The 17994-nt window shown below is 59.5% G+C and carries 14 protein-coding genes; all 14 read right to left on the bottom strand.

The window, feature by feature from the left end; genetic code table 11:
• Positions 1-76: 76 nt before the first annotated feature.
• The 14 genes from IE071_RS02175 to tssC all read right to left on the bottom strand — a co-directional run bounded on the left by IE071_RS02175 (position 77) and on the right by tssC (position 17988).
• Positions 77-625 carry a DUF6931 family protein gene (locus IE071_RS02175; RefSeq protein ID WP_189439536.1) on the bottom strand — a complete coding sequence of 183 codons (549 nt, stop codon included), beginning with the start codon at positions 623-625 and terminating at the stop codon, positions 77-79.
• Between the two features lie 16 nt (positions 626-641).
• The gene (locus IE071_RS02170; RefSeq protein ID WP_189439535.1) at positions 642-2654 is read right to left on the bottom strand and encodes a type VI secretion system Vgr family protein; all 2013 of its coding nucleotides are present in this window, start codon (positions 2652-2654) and stop codon (positions 642-644) included.
• 294 nt (positions 2655-2948) lie between these two features.
• On the bottom strand, positions 2949-4256 hold the full coding sequence (locus IE071_RS02165) for a tetratricopeptide repeat protein (RefSeq protein ID WP_189440852.1): 1308 nt from the start codon (positions 4254-4256) through the stop codon (positions 2949-2951).
• A 196-nt stretch (positions 4257-4452) separates the two neighbouring features.
• The gene (locus IE071_RS02160; protein WP_189439534.1) at positions 4453-4740 is read right to left on the bottom strand and encodes a PAAR domain-containing protein; all 288 of its coding nucleotides are present in this window, start codon (positions 4738-4740) and stop codon (positions 4453-4455) included.
• Positions 4741-4835: 95 nt separating this feature from the next.
• A complete protein-coding gene (locus IE071_RS02155) occupies positions 4836-5849 on the bottom strand; it encodes a hypothetical protein (RefSeq protein ID WP_189439533.1) in 1014 nt (337 codons plus the stop codon).
• Positions 5850-5984: 135 nt separating this feature from the next.
• A complete protein-coding gene (locus IE071_RS02150; protein ID WP_189439532.1) occupies positions 5985-7280 on the bottom strand; it encodes a hypothetical protein in 1296 nt (431 codons plus the stop codon).
• 153 nt (positions 7281-7433) lie between these two features.
• Positions 7434-8516, bottom strand: coding sequence for a phosphatidylinositol-specific phospholipase C domain-containing protein (locus tag IE071_RS02145; protein WP_189439531.1), 1083 nt, complete (start codon positions 8514-8516; stop codon positions 7434-7436).
• A gap of 98 nt (positions 8517-8614) precedes the next feature.
• Positions 8615-11362, bottom strand: coding sequence for a type VI secretion system ATPase TssH (gene tssH / locus IE071_RS02140; protein WP_189439530.1), 2748 nt, complete (start codon positions 11360-11362; stop codon positions 8615-8617).
• Between the two features lie 122 nt (positions 11363-11484).
• Positions 11485-12507 carry a type VI secretion system baseplate subunit TssG gene (tssG, locus tag IE071_RS02135; protein ID WP_189439529.1) on the bottom strand — a complete coding sequence of 341 codons (1023 nt, stop codon included), beginning with the start codon at positions 12505-12507 and terminating at the stop codon, positions 11485-11487.
• Positions 12471-14354, bottom strand: coding sequence for a type VI secretion system baseplate subunit TssF (gene tssF / locus IE071_RS02130; RefSeq protein WP_189439528.1), 1884 nt, complete (start codon positions 14352-14354; stop codon positions 12471-12473). The genes tssG and tssF overlap by 37 nt, the downstream gene beginning before the upstream one ends.
• Positions 14354-14857 (bottom strand): type VI secretion system baseplate subunit TssE, encoded by a 504-nt coding sequence (gene tssE, locus IE071_RS02125; protein ID WP_189439527.1) that lies wholly within the window; start codon positions 14855-14857, stop codon positions 14354-14356. The genes tssF and tssE overlap by 1 nt, the downstream gene beginning before the upstream one ends.
• Before the next feature lie 18 nt (positions 14858-14875).
• The gene (locus IE071_RS02120) at positions 14876-15667 is read right to left on the bottom strand and encodes a type VI secretion system accessory protein TagJ (protein WP_189439526.1); all 792 of its coding nucleotides are present in this window, start codon (positions 15665-15667) and stop codon (positions 14876-14878) included.
• 203 nt (positions 15668-15870) lie between these two features.
• Positions 15871-16365, bottom strand: coding sequence for an Hcp family type VI secretion system effector (locus IE071_RS02115; protein WP_189439525.1), 495 nt, complete (start codon positions 16363-16365; stop codon positions 15871-15873).
• 126 nt (positions 16366-16491) lie between these two features.
• Positions 16492-17988 carry a type VI secretion system contractile sheath large subunit gene (tssC, locus tag IE071_RS02110; protein WP_189439524.1) on the bottom strand — a complete coding sequence of 499 codons (1497 nt, stop codon included), beginning with the start codon at positions 17986-17988 and terminating at the stop codon, positions 16492-16494.
• Positions 17989-17994: the final 6 nt, after the last annotated feature.

Below are 17994 nucleotides of genomic sequence, written 5' to 3'. Positions count from 1 at the left end.
GCGCTAAAACTACCGTTCACGATCGTATCCCGCATCCCTGCCTCGGACAAGTTGCCAAGGGTCTGGTTGGATGGCTTCATTGCCCACCCGCCGAGGCTCCGCCCGCATTCAGAAGATTCATCGCCGGCTCGATGAAACCGGCCCGGCGAACTTCAAATTTTTCGATCACCAATGCCGCCAGCATGTTGATCGCGGCTACCGCAGCGCAGGCAGTCAGATGATCTGGCGGCGGCACCGGCGTCTCTTGCGAAGCCGGTGCCAGACTCCCGCCGGACCACCCCGCCGCCGCCGCCACCCATGCACCCGCGGACTTGTAGCCGCCAGCAGTGGCGAATTCGTACGCCGCGCGCCGATTGCTTTCATTCGGTTCGCGCACCCACTTCTCGGCCAACGACGCACCGGCCTTGTCCTCGGGATTCAGCGGTTGATCGCGCGCGCACTGACATAACCACGCCACCGCGTAGCGCTTGGGCAGCAGCCTGGCCAGCAACTTCAACGCATCCTGTATCTGACCGGCGCCGACCAGGGCCTGCACCGCCATCTGCGCCGTCATGTCGGGTTTGAGCAAGGCGCTGGCCGGCTCGGACAGCTCCATCTGGATGGACGCCTGCATGACTGCTGACATGTGCGTGTTCTCCTGGTTACCCGATCATGATGATGGCGCCGGACAACTGCGCCATCGCGTCAGCTTTCAGTGTCAGCATGGGACCCTTGACGGTCGTCATTGCGCCGCCGGCAACTTCCAGAATCGCGTCGGAATGCATCTTCAGCGAGGCTCCCGCACCAATATCCATGGTTGCGCCAGCCTTGATGCCCACCTCTGCCTGGCCTTCCACTTTTACGCCCACGCTACCGGTAACCTTGATGTTGACGCCCTTGATCTCGATGGAGCCGTCGCTTTTCATGACGATGCTGGAAGCACCGGTGACCAATTCGATCTCGGTGCCTGCACTGAGTTTGAACTTCTGACCGATCGTGGTCGTGCCGTTGCCGGTGACATCGAGCTTGTCATCGTTGCCCACGGTCAGCTTGCGATCGTGTTTGATGTTCTCGGTTTGGTCGTTCTTGATATTGACCGTTTCGTCGTGGTCGATGTCGACGAAATGGTCGTTCTCCACTTCCTCATGCATATCCTTCTGCGCATGCAGGAAGAAATCCTCACTACCCTTCTTGTCCTCGAAGCGGATTTCGTTGAAATCGTCTGCGCCACCACCTTCATGGCTGCGACTCTTGATACCGCTTTGCGTCTTGTTGTCCGGCAAGGTGTACGGCGGCAAATTATCTGCGTTGTAGACACTGCCAATCACCAACGGCCGATCCGGGTCACCTTCCAGGAAACTGATCACGACCTCCTGACCGACCCGCGGAATATGCACAGCGCCCCAATTCTTGCCGGCCCACGACGAGGCGACCCGGACCGGACAGGAAATGTGGGCATTCTTCTTGTCCGGCTTGTTCCAGTGAAAAGTCACCTGGATCCGTCCGTACTTGTCCACCGAAATATCTTCAGCCGTGTCGCTGCCCGCCACCACCGCCGTCTGCAGGCCGACGATCATCGGCTTGGCTGCGGTCGGCATCGTGCGGAAGGGCTGCGCGCTGCGGATTGCGGAAAAATTGCAGGCAAACAGCTCGCCACCCGAGTCACCCGAGATGGTCGAGGCGTTCTCGATGTGGACGGTCGAGCTGGTAACCAGGTATTCCTTGTTCAGTTCGGCGCGCGGAAATTTTTGCAGCGTGAACAACGCGCCGGTCAGCAATCCGCAGGCGTTGGTCGAACCAGAGCATTGCGATTGCGGCACGTTGATGGCTTCAAGACGAACCTGCGCATAGTGGGTGCCCGCTGCGGCAACCTCATGGTCTCCCGGAAAGTCGAACGATTCGAGTCCGGGGACGTCATGGTTGTCATCCGCATTGCTGATGGCCTCGGTGCCCAGCAATGACGTCTTCGGCTTCAACGGATCGTAATCCGTCAGCGAGTACTTGGTCGTCTGCACGGAGCGCGCCGACGCAAAGTCCGTTACCGATACCTCTTGGGCGGCACGGCCATTGGCCGCCTGCGGCCGATACGGCAATTCGCCGAATCCGCTTGTCGCGGCATGTGCGCCCAGCGAATCGGCCAGCACCATGGTGTGCACGCCATCGGTATGCTGGAAGAAATAGTAGATGCCCTCCTGCTCCATCAGACGACTGATGAAATTGAAATAGTCTTCGCGGTACTGCACGCAGTATTCCCGCTGCGGATAGCTCGCGCTGAGGCTCAACTTGACGTCGCTGTAGCCGACCTCTGCCAGTACGGCCTTGACGATGTCGGGCACCGACATGTTGGTGTAGATCCGGCAATCCACCTTGTGCAGCAGCAACCATGCCTTGGGTACCAGCGTTACGGAATACTCGGCATAGCGCTGCTCCGCAAAACTCTCGAATCCGGTCTGGGAAATCTCCGAAACCATGCCGTTGAAATATCGGCTGTAGCCGTCGGCGGTGAACGTCACGGTCATCGAGCTGCCAAGCAGATCGATCAGAGCGACGGTGCTGTCCTTGCTCAGCAATTTGAGCTGATAGGAAAACAGCTTCCCCAGCTGCTCGCCACCCGACAGACTTGCAGGCAGCAGCGTGTCACCGAGGTCAGACTTCAGTGTCATCCGATGCGTCATATCTGATCTCCCCAGCGAACCCGCCATAGCGGGCTTGCGATCCGGTCCATTTATCATATTCCCATTTCTTGGCGGGCGGCCTTTCTGCGTATCCCGTGCGCTGAATGGTCATTTCCGTCGCAAGCGACTTGCTTGGTTACCATGCCTTGGCCATGACGAACGCCGCTCCGCTCAGGCAAGAACAGATCAGCAGACTCAAGGCCTGGAACGCCTGGGATACGGATATCGACCACTTGGCGAAACAGGCATGAACCAGCCGCCCCGTTGATGCCGCAGTGAAGCAGGGCGCCATATCTATCCACGGGCGACTGCACCTTTGCGCGCCAGCACCACCCAACCGATCACTGGCTTGCCCACTTCCTTGCGCAGGACGGCTTCGGTGATTGTCACGCTGCCGAAACCCACCGAATTCAGCACACGCTCCACATGGCTTCGCGTGTGGCGAAAACGGCCACTGGATGAAAGCTCGAAGCGATCCTCGTCACCATCCAGCGCCTCCATCGTGAAAGCCAGCCAACCATGGGCCCGCAGAGCCGCGTATGCAGCAGACATCACCGGCACCAGATCACCGAAATAGATCAGCGTGTCGGCGGACAGCACCACATCCCACGCCACAAGGTTCGCCTGCAGATACGCCGTGAGCTCGGCCACCACCAGCTCGTCGTAACCACCACGCAAACGCGCCTTCTCGATCATCCCGCCAGAAAGGTCCACACCGTCCAGGTGCCGCGCATGCGGCCTGATCAACGGACCGCACAATCCGGTGCCACAGCCGGCATCAAGCACATCCAGGCTGGCGGCAGGCGGCTCAAGTACCTCGATCAACGCCTTCGTCAGTATCTGCGGCGCTCGATAATCGAGATTCTTCAGCAATTGCTCGTCGAAACTGTCGGCAAACTTGTCGAATACGTCGCGCACGTAGGCGTCGTCCGCACGATCGGGGACACGGTCGCCACCACAGGCAGCGAGCATGTGTCGTGGCACCGGATTGTCCGGCTCTCGATCGAGCCAGTCGCGATAGACCCCGATCGCCTCCTCGTCCCGATCGAGCATGTATAGCGCGACACCGAGCGCATCGAGGGAACGCACATCCTTGCCGTCACACCGGATAGCGTTTCTGAAACAGGCGATCGCACGTTCCACATCTTCGATTTCGTTCACATGATTGCGTAGGTACATGCCCATCAGATAATGCGCGCGGCCCAACTGCGGAGCCCGGGCAACCAGCGCCGTGTAAACCTCGAAGGCCTCCTCCGGTCGAAGCTGCGCTTCCAGCACCAGCGCCAGGTTGCTCAACGCATCGTGCTGCTGCGCGTTGCACGCCAGCGCCATGCGATAACAGGCCTCGGCCTCGACGAGATTGCCGGTTTCCTTGTGGATATTGCCGAGATTGTTGTGCGCATCGGCATGCTGTGGGGTAGTCCGCAGCGCCATCTGGATCAGTCTGATAGCTTCGTCGCTGCGCTGGCGCTGATGACAGAGCACACCGAGAAAATGCAGCGCATCGGGTTGACCGGCCTGCATCTGCAGCGTCTTCCGGTAAAGCGCCTCCGCATCATCCAGCTGGCCACTCTGATGCGCCTCGATCGCCCGATGCAACATGGCCGCCACGCCATGATCGACATCCGTCGCATGGCGCTTGTGCCTTGCCCGGCTGGCCGACGCTCGGCTCATCCCGGCATCCGCAGGTCATTCATTATCGGCCTTCCAACTACCTTCATTGCCGTCCTCCTTGCTGCCGTGATCGGTGTCGCTCCGATTCATCTCCATGCCACGTCAATGTCATGCATGCCGTCATTCAGTTGATCAACACCGTGGGGCAGCCCAGCACGATGGTTCCGCCATGTGCCGTCAAGTCGCCCATGCGCGCCGCCGGCAGCTTGTTGATGAGCACCTTGAACGAGCCCATCGCGATGACATCAGGCGGCCCCACGCAGGTTGCCATGTCGCTGACCCGCGCCGCCGGCAAGCCGCCAATCAGTACCGTGACCGCGCCGGGCGGCAGGATCGGGCCACCCACGTGCGGCACTATGCCGGTCACCATCGGGCAGACATGCATATCGGTGATTCTCGCGGCTGGGGGCATATGGAACCTCTTGCTGTAAATGAGCCGAAGACAACGGCTCTGTGGTTTGTTCAATGATCTACGACCGGACAGCTTCACCCGGCACCGGCATCACTTCAGCTCAGCCCGATCTGTTTCATCGCCTTGCTCTTGATGCCCGCGAAAAAGCCTTTCTTGGCGTGCGTACCCTTGTCGCTGCCGAGCCCCTCCAATTGCAGACGCGAGCTCATGATGTCCTTGTTGGCGATCTTCAACATCGGGTCCATCTGCTTCTTCTTCATCAGCTCGACCTTGTCCATCCAGCCCGGCAGGCCGATGTCGGCAATGAACATGTTGGCTACCGCCGAGGTATCGGCACAGGTGAGCAGGTAGCAGCCAAGGATCGGACACTCGTTGAACACGCTGAGATCCAGCGAACTGGGTGCCGCCAATCGTTTGTTTCCCGCGCGCATGTCCTTGATGTCCAGACCCAGTCCGTAAAGCTGAAGTCCCAGGGTGGCCAGTGAATTGGCGATACCGATACCGGCCGTAGTGGCCGTGCCGAAATCCGCAAAGAGTCCGCCGATCTTGGCGCCCGTGGCGACTGCCTGCTGCCCCAGCTGCACCGAGTGCCTGGCCAGGTCGCGCTTGATGATGATCTGGATCGCCTCGGCCGCCGCGCTGGGGTCGCCCATACGGAAGCCACCCTTGTAATCGTCGCTCTTGTACAAATGATAGCCATCCTCGGCTACGGCCTTGCCTGCCTTGGCCAGTTTGATGCCGCTGGTCACCACACCAAGAACCGGCGTGATCTCATGCACCAGATTGGCCAGCACCTCACCACTGATTGCCGCGACCACCTCGTGAATATTGTGGACATCGGCGCATTCGACGATGAAGTTGTGCACCGCATCCTTCATGCCCGGCAAGTCCGCCACCGTGCTGGCCGCCTTGCCACCTTTGGCCAGAGTCTTGCCCGACGAGACGATTTTCTTGCCGGTCGACAGCATGTCCTTGGCTGTCGACAGCTGACTCTTGGAGCCGAACTTCAACTTGGTGCCACCGAACATGTTGACGACCAGTTGCTGGCGCGCACGCGCCAGTTCGCCCATGGCCTTGAACTCGCTCATGCTTAGTGGTTTGGATGGCATCTGTCTTATCTCCATGCATCAAGATTTGAAACAGGTCTTGGCCATGACGGCTTTGTGAAACAAATTACGAAGTGGAAGCGGGCCAACGTGGTTTGAGCGGATATCTCTGACACTTCTGTACGTCATTCAGTCAACTCATGCATGCAGCGGAAACTGATCCGGCCACAGTCGCCTGACCTGGTTGCTGTAGCGGCCTGCTCCCACACCAATCATGAATTGGGTGGGCGACTCCTCCATCAGCAAACCTTTCAGCGCCAGCGAGTGACGCAACGGAGCGCTTGCGGAAACCACACCGAAAAACGTCGAGAAACGCGACTGCGCCGTCAGCGCCATTTCGCCCGAGCCCATGCTTTCAAAAATGCACTCGTACACATCCGGGAACGCAGCCGCAAAGCAGGCGCGATGATGCTCATTGACCCAGTAGCTTTCCTTGCCACCACGCGTGTACGTATCCATCCTCGAGTGCTTGGCGAAGTCACGCCGACGCAAACTGGTCGTGCCACCCATCACCCGCCCCATCAGGCCCTTGGTCTCGTACGACTTGTGCTCGGACAGCGTGAGTACCAGCCGCGCATAGGCGATGCACATGTCCTGCGTCGTGCTCAGGTGGCCGTAGGGCACGGCATTGATGGGCGTACCCCAGTCGCGCAACAGGCCACAGGCAAGGTTGCGCGTGATATAGGCCGCGTCGGCGGGCGTCTTCACCATCACCTGTGCGTTGTGCACTCCCGGCATCGGAAGAAAAATCGCCGTAGTAGCCGGAGCCCGTACACGACTCCAATCCTGCGGCTTGAAGGTACTGCGCATCTCGTGCATGGCCAGGATGCCCACATAGCGCTCCACGTTGGACTGCAGCACCTGGGTGTCCAGCATCTCCTCGCCGGCATCGGCTCCAGCCACGGGATCGACAGCGAAGATGTTGCAGCTGACCTCATCCTTGAAGACCTCATACATCAAGTTGGCAATGCGCATGCAGGTCACCGCACCGCGACTCCAGCCGACCAGGTTGACACGGTCGATGGGCATGCCCTTGTCGAACTTCAGATCCTGAATCAGGTTGACCGTGCGCTGGGTGTTTTCGTCCCAGCCCTGCCCGCTGATCACACCGCGCAATTTCGCAGCCTTCTGCGGACCGCCCGTATTTCCACGTGCATGGTCGGCAAAGGAAGGGCCGCTGACCCACTTCTTCAGAGACAGGTTCTGCTTGGCGGAACCGGTCATCGGGTTGACCTGCTGTGGCTGGACCACCCCGTTGCCGCTGTGGCCGGGACCTTCGTTGATCATGTAGTCGCCACGGGTCACCGCCCCACCTGCAAGCTGCGCCTCGACACCGTCGTTATGGTTGTGGAACCAGGCCACCAGCTCGTCGGAAGAGGAACCCTTGATGCGGTTGAAGCCGGTTCCGTGGCAGTAAACGGTAAACGTACTCACGATGGGTTCTCCAAATATTAGCCCTGCAACCAGTACCTCGACCATTGAGATCAGGCATGGCGTGACAGCCCAGCTATCGGCTTGAAAACTTGCCCGCAACATAGCCACACTTGGTTATCAGGTGCGATAGACCAATAAGTGAACCTGACCCCTTTACTGGATACTCCTCTGCATTCGCTGAGCGTTCACCATGCCTAGATTAATGCCCAGCTGAACCAGCATATTGCCATTCAATGTATTCATGTCGAAGATTGTCTGGCAACGGTCTGCTTTGGCAAAGTCAATCATGACGAAATTCGGCATGAACCGCTTCATCACGGGACCTGCAGGAAACAGTGCCGCATTCATATAGCTTGGCAGGTTGGCATCAATATGCTCTGCCATACCCTCGAGCCAGAGCTTCTGCATTTCAACGCCGAACCCACCAGTAACCCAATTGGATTTGTCGCGCTTTTTGATGCTGCGAAGAAAGCCCGTTGAAGTCCAATACATCATCCCCATCACGCGCGGATCACCACCACCCCTCGCCTTACCAGTAGACATGATCGTCGTTTGCTTGGTGACGTTCTCGTTGATCTTTTCTTCATCCGACTTGCCATTCATCGCGCTGGTGCCACCTTTGCCGTGATACTGGAGGCCCACGTAATTGTCGTCATAGTCTTGTGGCGCGCCACCGGCCACATACAAGCTCTTGATTCCATAGATCCCATCCTGAGGTCGCACGCCACCAATGGCCGCCAGACCTGCAGCAGAAAAAAGTGGAATCACGTGGCCAGCCAACGTACCGGCCGTCGTGAGGTTGAGATCCGTCCCATTTAGATATCGAACCGGGCCAAGTCTCGCTATACATGCGGCAGCAATATCAATCCAATTCAAACAATGATCGAACTTGAGAAATAGAAACTCATCCGGATGGCCCTGGACGAACGCTCTGGCCTGCGCCAGCATGCCGTCGAGCCCCAAACCCCAAGTCCCGGCCATCAACTGATTGCCACCGACGACTTTGTGCATCCCTTTGCCGTGATATGCCTTCAGTACACCGGATCCCGGAAGTCCAGACGAGCGGACAGCCACCCGAATATCAAAGAGACGTACCCCGGCATTTGCCTGTCCCGCAATATCCAGCTTCTGCGTTTTTTCTCCCCCGCCACCACTATTGATCCCGGCATCGTGGCTTCCAGCAAAGACCAGTTCATTGATTGGACGGTGGTGATATGGCGCATAATCAACTGGCATGACCATTTTCCTCGATTAACTTTAACTTTTTAAAACAGGGGTCAGAGTGCACTTTTCAATCGCGGGCAAAATGGACCTTTTTTACGCCCCCATGCACATCATCCGAACCCATACGAAAACTCCCCATTCGTCACCCCCACCTGCACCTTCGCGATCTGTTCCCCTTCCATCATCTTGGTCAGGAACGCGCGCGAGATATCGGGCAGCATCGAATTGGTCAGAATCGCGTCGATCATGCGTCCGCCTGATTCGGTTTCGGTGCAGCGCTCGACCACCAACTTCACCACGTCCTCGCTGTACTCGAACGGGATCTTGTAGCGGGCCTCGACACGTTTCTTGATGCGGTTGATCTGCAGCTTGACGATCTTGCCCAACATCTCCGGGCTGAGCGGGTAGTACGGGATCGTCACCAGACGACCGAGCAGTGCCGGCGGGAAGATTTTCAGCAACGGCTCGCGCAACGCCTTGGCCATACCCTCGTGATCGGGCATGAGCTCCGGGTCCTTGCAAAGGCCCGCGATCATGTCGGTACCGGCGTTGGTGGTCAGCAGGATCAGGGTGTTCTTGAAGTCGATCGAGCGGCCTTCGCCGTCTTCCATGACGCCCTTGTCGAACACCTGGAAGAAGATCTCATGGACGTCCGGATGAGCTTTCTCCACCTCGTCCAGCAACACCACGGAGTACGGCTTGCGGCGCACCGCTTCGGTGAGCACGCCGCCTTCGCCATAACCGACGTAGCCGGGAGGCGCGCCTTTCAGGGTGGAGACCGTGTGCGCTTCCTGGAACTCGCTCATGTTGATGGTGATGATGTTCTGCTCGCCGCCGTACAACGCCTCGGCCAGCGCCAGTGCGGTTTCGGTCTTGCCCACACCTGAGGTGCCGGCAAGCATGAACACGCCGATCGGCTTGTTCGGATCGACCAGACCGGCACGCGAGGTCTGGATGCGCTTGGCGATCATCTCCATCGCGTGGTCCTGACCGATGACTCTTGCGCCCATCAGCTTGGCCAGATTCATCACGGTCTCGACTTCGCTCTTGACCATGCGACCGACCGGGATGCCGGTCCAGTCCGAAACCACCGAGCCGACGGCTTGCTGATCGACCGAGGCCAGAATCAGCGGGTGCTCGCCTTGCAGTTCGGACAGCTGGGTTTGCAGACCTTTCAGTTCCTCCAGCGCCGCGGCGCGCTCGGCGCCATCAAGTGCCACCTCGCCCTTCGGCGGTGCGCTCGCCGCGTCAGCTTCCTTGTTGGCAGATTCCTCCAGCGTGCTGCCGGTGCCTTCGACCGGCGCGGTCGAGCCGCGCAGCTTTGAACGGATGTCGAGAATCTTCTCGACCAGTTCCTTCTCGATGATCCAGTTCGCTTCGAGCGTTTCCAGGCGCGCCTTCTGGGTTGCCAGTTTTTCGTTGGCAGCATCCTCGCGCGCGGTGACCTCGACACCGACATTCTTCTCGCGGCTGATGATGCCCAGCTCGGTCTCCAGCGCCTGGATGCGCTTGCGGGTGTCGTCCACTTCCGCCGGCACCGCGTGCTGGCTGATCGCCACGCGTGCGCAAGCGGTGTCGAGCAGGCTGACCGATTTGTCCGGCAGCTGGCGCGCTGGGATATAGCGGTGCGACAACTTGACCGCTGCCTCCAGCGCTTCGTCGAGGATCTGCACCTTGTGATGCTTCTCCATCACACTGGCGACGCCGCGCATCATCAGGATCGCCTTTTCTTCGCTCGGCTCGTCGATCTGCACGGTCTGGAAGCGGCGGGTCAGCGCCGGATCCTTCTCGATGTGCTTCTTGTATTCAGCCCAGGTGGTGGCGCCGATCGTGCGCAAGTTGCCGCGCGCCAGCGCAGGCTTGAGCAGGTTGGCCGCGTCGCCAGTGCCGGCTGCACCGCCGGCGCCGACCAGGGTATGCGCCTCATCGATGAACAGGATGATCGGCTTGGTCGAGGACTGCACTTCCTCGATCACCTGCTTCAGACGGTTTTCGAACTCACCCTTCATGCTGGCGCCGGCCTGCAGCAAGCCCACATCGAGCACGCGCAGCTGTACGTCTTTCAGCGGTGGCGGCACATCGCCGATCGCGATACGCATGGCGAAGCCTTCGATCACCGCGGTCTTGCCGACACCCGCCTCGCCGACCAGCATCGGATTGTTCTGACGACGACGCATCAGGATGTCGACCAGCTGGCGGATCTCGTCGTCGCGCCCGACGATAGGATCCATCTTGCCGCTGCGAGCCTGCTCGGTGAGGTCGATGGTGAACTGCGCCAGCGCCTCCTGCTTGCCCATTTGCGCGGGCGACATCGCGCCACTGGCTTCGCCGGGCGCCGAGCCACCACCCATCCGAAAACCGTCATTCGCGCTCTGCCCGTCTTCTGGCGAACCGGCCACCACTTCGGCGAATTTCTCGACCAGCGCTTCCGGCTTGATCTTGTCGAACTCGGCCGAGATGTTCACCAACGCATTGCGCAGGTTGCGCGTGCGCATGCAACCGACAACCAGATAACCGGTACGCACCTGCGCTTCGCCGAACATCAGGGTGGCGAATACCCAGCCGCGCTCGACCGCTTCCTCGACATTGGTGGAAAGATCGGAAATCGACGAAGAGCCGCGCGGCAGGCGATCCAGCGCGTCGGTGATGTCACGCGCCAGGTTCGACGGATTCAGGTTGAACTGCTTGATGATCCGATGCAGGTCCGAATCCTGCAGCTGCAGGATCTGGTGGATCCAGTGCACCAGCTCCACGTAGGGATTGCCGCGCAGTTTGCAGAACACGGTGGCGCTTTCGATACCGCGGAAGGCGAGCTTGTTGAGTTTTCCAAACAAGGCGCCGCGACTGATTTCGGCCATGGTCATTGATCCTTTTGCGGTAGTTGTCGATCCGGATGTCTTGGTGCGAAATCAATCCAGCGTCATGACTCGTCTATTCCAGGCCGATGCCGGAAATGTCGTATTGCGACCCGTGCGAGCGCCTATCCCACCGGTTTCAATACGACATCGTCGGCGTCGCCATCCTGCTGCGGCTGCCCCATCCAGGTGGTCAGCCCCATTCGTCCGTTCTGGCCCAATCGGGTTGCAGGCACATCGGCTTTCTTCAAAACCAGCTGCACGTCCCAGGCCTTTTCCTCGCCCACGTAGGTCTTGACCGCCGCCACCAGTTGGCTGAGCGCCACGCCACCCGGCAGAAAATTATTGAATTCCGCACGACTCAGCGGTCCCAGCCGCAGACGAAAACGCTGCTGACTGCCCCAGACGTATTCCCCGGTGACGGCGGTGAGCCCCAAGGCAGCCACGTCGCTCGATGCTCCCAGCCGCAGGTGGGAAATCGGCGGCAAGCGCATCCACTCGGCCACGAATTCGACAATGCCGACCGGGATGCGAAAGAAGCGCTCGAGCAGTCCCTTGAGACCTTCGGCGTTGCGGGTCTGCTGCAACAGACGACCGGCAAAAAAGCGCTTGAACTGATCAGGTAGCGCGTCGCGATCGTTAAGGTCCGGCGTAGCCAGCCCCACCATCGCGCCCATATACAGCTGGAAGCGATCTTCTTTCGGGCGATCCAGTTGCACGGTCGGCTGCGAGTCGGCCCAAGTCCGATAGAACAGGCTCATCATGCGGTGATGGAAGATGTTCGCGAATGCGGCGAAGGTGGAATCCTTCGCATTGATCTCGCGATCCATGGCGTATTCGGTGAGGTGCAGCGGCAGCGGCGCGTTGGGACCGAACAGGCCGAAGAACAGGCCATGCAGACGCGCCGGTTTTCCGGCACCACCGGGCTGGTAGCGATCGACCATTTTTGGCGCGAACGACAGCGATGGCGTCTGGCACAGCCGCACGAAATCATCCGTGGCCTTGGTCGAATGACCCAGCCGCGGCCGCTCGGGAAACGCGCACTCCAGCCTGCGGGCAGCTTCGAAGAATTCGAAGGCCTCCGGATGGTCGCGCAGCGCGTTTTCCAGCGCTACAGCGTCTGCCGTGTTCCCAGCCGGGCGGGCCATCGTGCAACCTCGTTGCGTTCCAGCGTGCGCAGAACGGTTTCAGTGAATGAATTGATGGATACGTAGCGCGTGAAGAACTGCTGCATCACCGCACCCAGCAGGAAGGCGCCGGTGCCCTCGAAGGCGCCGTCATCGCAGGTGAGCGTGATTTCCAATCCACGCCCGAACGTGATCGGCCCCGGCACGGGAACCCGCCGCACAATCGGTTGCGAGCTGACCGCCTTGACGCCCTCGACCTGGCGCAAGGCACTGGAATCGAATTCGTCGCAATACAAGGTCAGCATTTCGCGCAGGGCCGACGCACCCTCGCCACTGTTGTTTTCAAGCAGCGACACGTAGTTCAGTTGCAGGTGGCTCAGCAATCGCCATGCGGTTTCACCGGTAGCCACCGGCGCCCGCGGTTTGGTGGGACCGGCGACGCAACGGATCGCCTCGACTGGCGCGCCGGTTTCCAGCGTGAAATCGGTCTTGGACTTGCCCACCGGCATCTGCAACGGCAGATCGCGATTGGTGCACATCAGCTGCATGCCGATCTGGCGCAACTGGGTGGAGTAAGGCGCCTCGCTGGAATCCACCAGGGCAATGAACATCTCATTGCCGATGTAGCTGGAGCGCGCGCCCTGCCGCTTCTGCCGCGACGAGATCAGTCGTGGTTCGCGGCGGATCGTGTAGTACGCGGAATGCTGGCTGTGCCAGGTGCGCTCGTCGCAACCATAGAACGGCAGGAAGCGCTGCTCCGGCTCCTGCTTGTCGCCGAAGCCTTCGACATTGCTGATGCTGTGGATCTCGAAATCCATCGGCCGGGTGCGGTCGGCGAGGATGTGGTACTCGGTCTTGCCCTGTTGCAGATGGATGCGATCGGCACGGCGCGGAAACAGATTGATGGCTGGCGTGCAGAACAGCCGGAAGTTGTTCACGTCGATCGCGTTGTGCAGGCTGGCCACAGTGCGATCGAACAGCACCACGATCTCGAACTCGCTCCCCCTGGAACGGGCCAGCACGGATTTCAGGCCGGTGAATTCGGCGAACAGGAAACGCTCGGGACAGGCGAAATATTCCTGCAGCAACCGGTACCCGCTGAACGAACGGCCGGTGTAGGGAATCAGCGCCTCATCCTCATCGAAACCCTTGCGATGAATCTGCGTGGCATCGAAGCTCTGGCTGATTTCGCCGTTGGCACCTTGCGCCCGCACGATGAAACTCACTGCGTTGCCAAGCAACTGTTCGTACAAGCGCTTGGGCAGTTCATCCGCACCGGCGATGAACACCGGCAGGTTATCCAGCGCGAGCATGTTTGCCTGGGCGCCCGCAGAAACCCGGAACTTCAACCGCAGGCCAGCCCGCACCGGCTTGCCCACCGGCAACGCCACACCTGCTGCAGCGATCGCCGCGGGGGTTTCGAAATACTTGGCCTCGGTGAGTTCCAGCGGCCACAGGGTGACGTCATGGGCGGTGCGGTATTCGCACGCCGTGTGATCATCCTTTCCGGTCTGGCTGCGCAAGGCGGTATGACGCGCCACGGTGTGACCGGTCAGCAGGCCGCTTTCCTTCAGGTCCGGCTGCATCTGCACCACCGCCATCGAAGGCACGGGCGCCAGATAATGCGGGTAGATCATTTCCAGCAGGTGCTGGGTGAACACCGGATATTGCGCATCGAGCTTGAGTTGCACGCGCGCCGCCAGAAAGGCAAAACCTTCCAGCAGGCGTTCTACATAAGGGTCGGCACATTCAAAGCCTTCCAACCCCAAACGCCCGGCGATCTTCGGGTACTCGCGCGCGAACTCACCGCCCATCTCGCGGACGTGTTGCAATTCCCGGTTGTAATAACGCAGCAGGCGCGGATCCATCAGCCGAAACCCTCCGATACCTTGAAATTGCCCGTCTCCAGGTCAACCTCGGTTTTCAAATAAAGATTCAGGGGGATCGGCTGCGCCCACATCTCCGATTCGATGTTGAACATCAGTGCCTGACGATCCATCCGTGAGCTGTTTGAATTCACCGTGACCCGCAGCGTGTTCGCCGTAAGGCGCGGTTCGAAGGCAAGAATGGCATCCCTGATCTGGCGCTGCAGAACATCCGCATTGATGCCCGACAGGGCCACGCCGGTGAGATCGGGGATCCCGAAATTGAGCACCGAACGGGATACTTCCGGGTAATCACTCAGATCCGCGCTGGCATCCAGACTCACGCAGTTCAAAAGCCACGACATGTCGCGTGTGACGCAATCTCGCAGTCGCGTGGCGGAAATCACGCGTTTCTCGCGGCTCTCCTCCTGCTTGCCCGGCTCGTCGTCGGTAAGCCGATCGAGCAGCGAAGGCTGAAGTCTTTCCTGGGTGGTCAATTCAGCCATGACACGCTTGCGCCCCGATCAGTTGGTATCGAACGAGATCAGCCTTGCATCGAGCAACGGATAGTCGCCCGCATCGGTCGCCAGCATTCGCTGACCGAGGCCGATCTGGAAATCCGCCCCGACATCGACCCACTCCGTCTTGCGTCCCAGCACCAGATCGTTGTTATCAGTCCGCTCGGAGCCTGGATAACGACCGGGAATAAATCCAATGGCACGGCCGCCATTGCTCCAGGTCACCTGCACAGGCACCCAGATCTTGTCGCGCAGATCCGTCGGCGCTTCGAATTTCAGTTCCTGCACCCGTGAGAACGGTACCCAGGAATAACCGCCATTGACGACGATCTCCAGACAGGGACCCATGCGGGGATCGGCATCCGCCATCCACTCGAACGGCGTGCCATCGATGTTGCCGCTCACGGCCGCCGCCTGCTCGAATGCCTGCTCACGCAATGCCGCAGCCTGCTCATGGCGGCCATCCGCGGTCAGCTTGAGCGCTTGCAGCAGCAGTGCGAGCCATTGCTCAGGCTCGCCGATAACTACCGGCAGGCGCTTTCCGGCAAAGACATCCGCGCGTACCAGTTCGCCCTTCAACGCTTCGGTGTAGGCACCCACCATCATCGCGTTGAGCGGCTCCAGCTCACCGCTCACATTCAACTGGTTCTGTGCCCGCTCCCACTGTCCAAGCAGAGCCAGCAACTGGAATAAAAAAACCCGACGTTTGGCATCCGCCGGGTTGTTGCGTACTTCCACTGTCAGTAGTTGCAGTGCTTCGTCGGGGCGACCTTCTTTGAGCTTGATCTCGGGTGTCATTTCATCTCTCGGAAGCCAACCAATCGGTCATGTCCATGACATGACCAAACGAGGAAAACGCCTGGACCAAGGCGACCTCCGGACAAGCCGCCGCTTGCATGGCGTCGCGCAACATCAAAGTTGTACGCGACATCCCATGCGTGACTGACAGGTACAGAGATCCCTTGAAGCCCAGAGCCCGACAAAAACGGCGAGACTCGGGCTCAGGAGGCTGCGACTTCCTCGACGCTGTATCCCACGGTACCGGCCGACGCCACGACACCCTTGTCGTCCTGCTTGAAGTACTCGATGTCGAATTTCGCGAAGCTGATGGAGACGTTCTCCGTGAGCATATCTTCGCCACCCGAGCCACCGGTGCTGTAAGAAGTGACCATGGCACTGGTGAGCTTGACGGTGAAATAGTCTTCCTGCTTGCCGCCAGCCTTGGAGACAAAGAGGGTCACCGTGGTGATGTGCGCTCCGGTTACGAGCGCCTTGATGAACGAAGTCGAGCTCTTGTCGAGATACTTGGTAAAGCTGATGTCCTGCACGTTCGCCTTGCCGGCGCCGCCGCCGCTGCCATGACCAAACGATCCGCTCTGCGACAGGCCCCAAGACCAAGCCAGAAGCTGGACCTGATCCTTGTGCTTCGTATGCTTTGATTCGCCGGTAAAGGTGACGTCACCACCTTCCAATTTCAAATGCATGTCTAATGCCATGAGACTTCTCCTTAGTGTTGGGACCAGTGGAACCGGATGGCCCGGGCGAATGCCACAGACACATCCGGCAATAACGGGTACTGCAACCTACTTCGTGAAACCATCAAAACGGACGACTGCCAGAGATCAACTCTTTGCAGCTGACGGCAAGCGAGACACAAGCCTCAAGGAAACAGTCAAACCTTCCAGCTGGTAATGTGGCTTGAGGAAAAACTTCGAGGTGTAATACCCCGGCGCCCCTTCCACTTCTTCGACTACCACTTCTGCTGCTGACAAGGGCTTGCGCGCCTTGGTCGCTTCACTGGAGTTCGCCGGATCACCATCCACATACTGGTTGATCCATGACCCCAGCCAGCGCTCCATGGCATTCCGATCCTGGAACGAGCCGATCTTGTCGCGCACGATGCACTTCAGGTAATGCGCGAAGCGGCAACAAGCGAACATGTATGGCAGACGCGCACCGAGCGCCGCATTGGCGGTCGCATCCGGATCGTCGTACTCATCCGGTTTGGCCAGCGATTGCGCACTGATGAAAGCGGCCATGTCCGAGTTCTTGCGATGTACCAGCGGCATCATGCCCATCTTGTCCAGTTCGGCCGAACGCCGGTCGGTGATGGCAATTTCGGTGGGGCACTTCATGTCCACGCCGCCGTCATCGGTCGGGAAGGTATGCGATGGCAGGCCCTCCACTGCGCCACCGGACTCAATGCCGCGAATCCGCGAGCACCAGCCGTATTCCTTGAACGAACGGTTGATGTTCACCGCCATCGAGTAGGCCGCGTTCTGCCAGGTGTACTTGGCGGAATCCGCACCGCTGGTGTCTTCCTCGAAATTGAACTCCTCGACCGGATCCGTCGCCGCGCCGTAGGGCAGACGGGCCAGCGTACGCGGCATTGTCAGGCCGATATATTTGGCATCGTCCGACTCGCGCAGCGAGCGCCATGCAGCGTAATCCGGCGTGGAAAAGATCTTGGCCAGATCACGCGGATTGGCCAGCTCGCTCCAGCTGTCCATGCCCATCAGAGTCGAGTTCGCCGCCGCGATAAACGGTGCGTGCGCGGCAGCAGCCACCTGCGCAATACCGGCAAGCAGCTCCACATCCGGCGGGCTATGGTCAAAGTAGTAGTCGCCGACCAGACAACCGTACGGCTCACCACCAAGCTGACCGTATTCCTCTTCATACATCTTCTTGAAGATCGGGCTTTGATCCCACGCTGTACCCTTGTAGCGCTTGAGGGTCTTGGCCAGTTCCTTCTTGGAGATGTTCATCACGCGGATCTTCAACTGCTGATCCGTCTCGGTGTTGTTGACCAGGTGATGCAGGCCGCGCCAGGCGCTTTCCAGCTTCTGGAAGTCAGCGTGATGCATGATCAGGTTGATCTGCTCGCTGAGCTTGCGATCAATTTCTGCGATGTAGGCGCTGATGGTCTGGGCGACATCATCGGAAACGATCTCGGACTTGCTCAAGACCTGCTCGGCCAACGTGCGAACCGCGGACTCCACTTCCTCTTTTGCGCGGTCGCTCTTGGGCTTGAATTCCTTGCTCAGCAGTGCAGCAAAATCGCCGGCATCCAGAGTCTGTACGGCGCCGCCTTGTTGTTCAGCTAGATTTTCGGTTGCCATGCGTAC

Origin of the sequence: Rhodanobacter panaciterrae, assembly GCF_014651895.1 — a bacterium.
GTDB lineage: Bacteria > Pseudomonadota > Gammaproteobacteria > Xanthomonadales > Rhodanobacteraceae > Rhodanobacter > Rhodanobacter panaciterrae.
Note: the sequence above shows the minus strand (reverse complement) of the source record. Positions and strands in the feature narration are given on the sequence as shown.